The sequence below is a fragment of the Pseudomonadota bacterium genome (genome assembly GCA_010028905.1).
GTDB lineage: Bacteria > Vulcanimicrobiota > Xenobia > RGZZ01 > RGZZ01 > RGZZ01.
The window spans coordinates 1-5,130 of the sequence record RGZZ01000364.1; the positions used below are offsets into that span (position 1 = coordinate 1).

The following is a 5,130-nucleotide window of genomic DNA, read 5'->3' on the forward strand; positions in this document are numbered from 1 at the left end:
ATTTGCGCTTTCCCCGAAGCCAGCAGCGCCCTCTCTACGGGGGGAAGACATGTTCGTCCGTCGCCGCAGAGGCCAACACCTCTCTTCCATTCACCGCAAGACCGTGCCAGACCGATCTGCCCGTGAGCTCGACGGTCACCTGCGCCACCTTGCAGGGCTGCACAACCAGATTCGCAACCTCATCGGGCTTGCGCTCGACATCATGCGCCACAAGAAGGCATTCTCTCGCCTGGGATACAGCACCATGGCGAGCTTTGCCGCACAAGAGCTCGGCATGCAGGCTGGCCAGGCGTTCGAGACCTCACGCATCGCGGGCGAGCTTCGGCACCGCCCCGTCACGCTTCGTCGCCACCTGAACGGGCATCTGTCCTACGGAGTTCTGCGCATGATTCTGCCGAACACGCCACGCGAGCTCGAAGATCAGACGTCTGCCCTGTTCGCCAACCTCACCGTCGCTGAAGCCGGTCAGGCACTGTCACGGTTCCAAGCCCTCTACGACGAGGCGCGTTCAAGAAGCGCGAAAGCCTCTGGCGATGAGAAGCGCAAGCCTGAAGAGAACAAGCAAGATGACGAGACCTCAAGCACCAGCCAGCGAAACAGCGTGAAGCCTTCCCCTGACGGGAGAAGCGCCCAGAGTTCCCCAACCGCTCACGACTTTGAACAGCGGCTGGCAGAGCTGGCCCGTCGCGCGGCTGAATGCGCTCTCCCCCTCGGAGCAAGTGCTTCTCTCGAAGAGACAACAGAGGAAGACGGTGAGACCATAGAGGTCACCGCCTCCCCATCACTCAGCGCGCGCTTCCTCGTGGGCGTCGAGCTGGCACGCCAGATCGAGGGAGCCGACCTTCCCGTGCACGCGTGTCTCGAGATGTGGGCCGCTGAGATGATGAGCGGCGTCGGCGCCGACGCACTGCAGCGGCTGGCCGACGAGACCGACAGAATCGGGGCAGCCTGCGCGGCAGATGCCGAACAGGGAGCCTCGGGGGAGCCGTCGACAAGCAACAAAGGTGCTGCGGGAGAGGCTGATGCGGAAGGTGGGGCGTCCGGCGAAGGCGAGGCCGAAGATGAGGCAACAGACAATCAAGACCTGGAGCGTGAACCGCTGCGCGTCAGAAATCTCGACCGTGCAGCCGATCGCGCTTTCTGGAAATCTGTGGAGAACGACATCCATGCCTTCAACGATCACTGGGGGTTTCTCGACTGGCAGCTTCCTCAGCTCGAGAACCTCGAACATCTCGCCGCACGCGATGACATGACGCTGAACGACCTTCGTCACCGTCTGTGTGAGCTGCGCAACATCGATCTGCGCGTCGACCGGCTTCTTCGAGAAGGGCTCTGGCGCTTTCGCCGCGCCCGTCACCACCGTGAGCTCGACTTCGTCGACATCGGCCATTACGGTCAAGAGCGCCTGCACATGAGTCGCAGCACCGTGAAAGCCCTGGTCACACTCGAGCACCGACTACGCAGGTTCCCTCACATCCGCGCCGCCCTCGATGCAGGCACACTTCACGAGAACCAGGCTGCGCTGCTCGTCACCATCGCAACGCAAGAGAACGAGATCGCATGGTTGAACCACGCACAGCAGACCACCGTGCGCTTCCTCCGTGATGACATCAAGGAAGCCGAGCACATGCGCGTGTTCGATCCTGAGCGGTTCCGACAGACCCACGGTCTTCCATCGCAGCCGATGATCCAAGCCAGAGCCGCGGCGCACGAAGCAGCGCGTGCGCAGAGAAGAGCAGCGCGCTCCACGTCTAAAAGCCAGACCTGCGCAGCCGGGAGCGACGGCGAGGGCGCAGACGAGAACAAGTCGGCCGACGCATTGGGCCAGACCTGCGCAGCCGGGAGCAATGACGAGGGTTCAGAGGGCGCAGAGTCCAGCGCAGCTCAACCACCACCGCGTCGCCGTCGCCCGATGCGGGCCCCATTGCCCCTCCCTGTCTTCCGAGAGCGCCTGAAAATCGTCCTCGACGACGTGAAAGGACGTTACGATGACGACCCCTTCAAAGGCGCCCATGTCCGCCTTCGCCTCTGGATACCGGCATCCATGGCGCCGTTCCTCCAAGCAGTGATGCGCACGTCGCGAATCGTGCTCGGAGGGTACGGCGGCTTCAACGAAGCCCTTGAGCTCTGCCTCGATGCCTTCCTCACGCAATACGGCGACGAAGCCCTGCGCGAGCTTCGCCAGCATCCCATTCTCGCTCGCGATGGCTGCCGATGCGCAGTCCCCACCTGTGGTCGCCGTGGCATACTGCACGTGCATCACATCGTATACCGATCGCATGGCGGCGACAACGACACCACCAATCTGGTAACCCTGTGCGAATCCCACCACCTGTACGGCGTGCATCAGGGCCGCATCGCCGTCAGCGGTCACGCACCCGACGCGCTGCACTGGAGGCTCGGCGTGCAACCGGATGGCACTTCGGTCATGACGGTCGAAGGACGAACCATCGTAGCGCAACCCGAGACCGTGACTGCAGCGGCGTGAACTCAACGGCGATCCACGCCAAGAGGGAAAAGTGCCAGCTCGAGCGGCTACCTCCCTGCGCAACCCGCTACCCCCCCGCGGCCAACGCCCCTCCGCGATAGCGCTCCCGCAACAAGGAAATGAGCGGCTCGTGCACGCGACCATTGGTGGCCAGCACATGCGCCGTGGGTATCGCCACCGAACCACCATCATAATCGGTCACCACACCACCCGCCTCACGCACCAGCAGAGCTCCCGCGGCCGTATCCCAGCTCTGCACCCCTTCCTCGAAGTACCCCTCGAAGCGCCCACACGCCACCCCCGCCAGGTCGAGCGCCGCCGCACCATTGCGCCGCAGATCACGACATCGCGGAAGCACCCGGGCGGTGTTGTCGACGAGCGTCTCCGGATGCGCTTTGGTCCAGTACGGGTACCCCGTCGCCAGCAGCGCGCGGTCGAGATCGTGCACTCGGGTCACGGCTAGACGCCGGCCGTTGCACCACGCGCCCTCCCCGATCGCGGCAGTGAACATCTCGTCGAGCATGACGTTGTACACCGCGGCCGCCACCACACGCTTCTCCGGTGGCCCATCTCGGCGCTCCAGCCCGATGGAGACCGCAAACCAGGGAATGCCGTAGAGGTAGTTGGTCGTCCCATCGAGCGGATCGACGTGCCAGCGATACAGCGCGCCTCCGTCACCCTCGGGACCGCTCCCCTCTTCGGCGCGCACCTCGTGATCGGGAAAGCGGCGGGTCAGCTCACCCACAACGATCGCCTCCGACCGCTTGTCCATCTCCGACACCACGTCGTTGACATTGGTCTTCGAGTCGATCGCGTGCTCGCCCCCGAAGCGCTCTCGCAAGATATCGCCCGCGGCGCGCGCGATCTCAGCCGCGGCCTGAGCGAAGTGCAGATGGCTCTCTCTCATCGATGCGGGCTTTTGAACCCCGCCGCCCACACTCCTCCCGACGCAACCTCACACCGCAACCTCACACCGCAACCTCACACCGCAAGCCAGCACGATGCAGCACCTCTCCCACACCACCGGCGCCACGCCTACGGTCCGCCCGGCTCATCCTCCCACGGCAGCAGAGTCACCTCACGCACGCTCTGGGCGCTCACAGCGATATCTGGCTGCTCAGCCCATCCTTGAGGCTGCTCCGCCCACCCCTGAGGCAGCTCTCCAGCCCGCGCCGGCTGCTCGACCCGTGTCAGGTGGGTGCGAAACCACTGTGCAGCGAGGGTGGCCACGCGATCTAGCGCCCCTGGTTCCTCGAACAGGTGGCTCGCCCCCGGAACCACCTCGAGCCGGCAGACGCACGGCATCTGCCGCTGCGCCGCTTCATTGAGCGCCAGCACCTCCACGTCGGCGCTCCCCACAACCAACAGCGTGGGGCAACGCACCTCCGAGAGGCAGTCGCCCGCGAGATCCGGTCGCCCCCCTCGGGACACCACGGCCCCCACCCGACGCGGGCGCAGCGCCGCGGCAACGAGAGCTGCCGCGGCCCCCGTGCTCGCACCGAAGCACCCCACGGGGAGCCTTCGGGTATCGGGGCGCGTGGCGAGTCCGTCCACCACCGCGACCAGACGGCGAGCCAGCAGGCCGATGTCGAAGCGCAGGTGGCCGGTGTAGGCCTCAGATCGTTCCTCGGCCGCCGACAGCAGATCGAGCAGCAGCGTGCCGAGACCCGCCTCACGCAAGCGCGCAGCCACGTGCCGATTGCGCGGCGAGAAACGGCTGCTGCCGCTGCCGTGCGCGAACACCACGAGCCCCCGCGCCCCTACGGGAATCGACAGGCTCGCTTCCAGACAGGCCGTTCCGGCCATCAGCTCAACGTCATACTCTCTCTTCACAGGTCGACTCCTTACCGGCATCGAGGGGTGCAGGTCGCTTCCCCTCGCGTTCGGCTTGCTCGAGCAAGGCTTGCACCTCTGCGTCACCGGTCTGCTCGAACGTGCGGTACCACTCGCTCACCGCAAAGAAGAACCGAGGCCGAGCGAGGCACACCACGTGATCGGCCACCTGAAGAAGCGCCTCACACGTCTCCGGAGCCCCGACCGGAACCGCCACCACCAGCGTTCGGGGATGCAGGGCGCGCAGCGCGAGGCACGCGGTTCGCATCGAGGTGCCCGTGGCAAGCCCGTCGTCCACCACCAGTACGGTGCGACCACGCACATCGAGGGGAGGCCTGCCCCCGCGATACAGGGATTCGCGTCTGCGCAGCTCTCGTGTCTCGTCGACGGTTGCGCGCTCGATCGCCTCCGAAGGCACGCCGTAGCCCACAACCACCTCTTCATTGAGCACGCGCACGCCTCCGCTGGCCACCGCGCCCATGGCGAGCTCCACGTGCCCCGGCAGTCCGAGCTTGCGCACCACGCAGACATCAAGTGGCATGTGCAACGCCCTGGCCACCTCGAACCCCACGGGAACACCGCCGCGGGGCAGCGCTAGAACGACCACTTCCGGATCGTCGGCGAACGAGGCGAGGGCGCGAGCGAGAAGGCGACCCGCGGCACGCCGGTCGGCGAACGGGAGCACGACGGACTCCTCGCCTCCCCCGTGTCGGCTCTGGTATTCTGCGTTCGAGACACTGGTCTCTTCGGGCATGGCATGTCTCCTCTGTGGTCTCCCTGAGGATGATACCCACTCCCCCCAGCCCCCC

At 65.8% G+C, this 5,130-nt stretch carries 4 protein-coding genes; 1 reads left to right on the plus strand and 3 read right to left on the minus strand.

Annotated features, from left to right (window positions below; all coding sequences use genetic code 11):
- Window positions 1–49 precede the first annotated feature (49 nt).
- Window positions 50–2,488, plus strand: a complete 2,439-nt coding sequence (locus tag EB084_19110) for an HNH endonuclease (GenBank protein NDD30372.1) — start codon at window positions 50–52, stop codon at window positions 2,486–2,488.
- Between the two features lie 67 nt (window positions 2,489–2,555).
- Here the strand turns inward: EB084_19110 and EB084_19115 are convergent, their stop codons facing one another.
- The 3 genes from EB084_19115 to EB084_19125 form a co-directional block, all read right to left on the minus strand.
- The gene (locus tag EB084_19115; protein NDD30373.1) at window positions 2,556–3,395 is read right to left on the minus strand and encodes an inositol monophosphatase; all 840 of its coding nucleotides are present in this window, start codon (window positions 3,393–3,395) and stop codon (window positions 2,556–2,558) included.
- 128 nt (window positions 3,396–3,523) lie between these two features.
- Complete coding sequence (locus tag EB084_19120; GenBank protein ID NDD30374.1) at window positions 3,524–4,294, minus strand: hypothetical protein; 771 nt, start codon at window positions 4,292–4,294, stop codon at window positions 3,524–3,526.
- A gap of 10 nt (window positions 4,295–4,304) precedes the next feature.
- Complete coding sequence (locus EB084_19125) at window positions 4,305–5,075, minus strand: phosphoribosyltransferase (GenBank protein NDD30375.1); 771 nt, start codon at window positions 5,073–5,075, stop codon at window positions 4,305–4,307.
- Between the last annotated feature and the right edge of the window lie 55 nt (window positions 5,076–5,130).

What these genes read in the sequence shown, in the direction of transcription:
- EB084_19110 (NDD30372.1), top strand. Translation starts at nt 50, where the DNA reads ATGTTCGTCCGTCGCCGCAGAGGCCAACACCTCTCTTCCATTCACCGC.
- EB084_19115 (NDD30373.1), bottom strand. Translation starts at nt 3,395, where the DNA reads ATGAGAGAGAGCCATCTGCACTTCGCTCAGGCCGCGGCTGAGATCGCG.
- EB084_19125 (NDD30375.1), bottom strand. Translation starts at nt 5,075, where the DNA reads ATGCCCGAAGAGACCAGTGTCTCGAACGCAGAATACCAGAGCCGACAC.
- EB084_19120 (NDD30374.1), bottom strand. Translation starts at nt 4,294, where the DNA reads ATGGCCGGAACGGCCTGTCTGGAAGCGAGCCTGTCGATTCCCGTAGGG.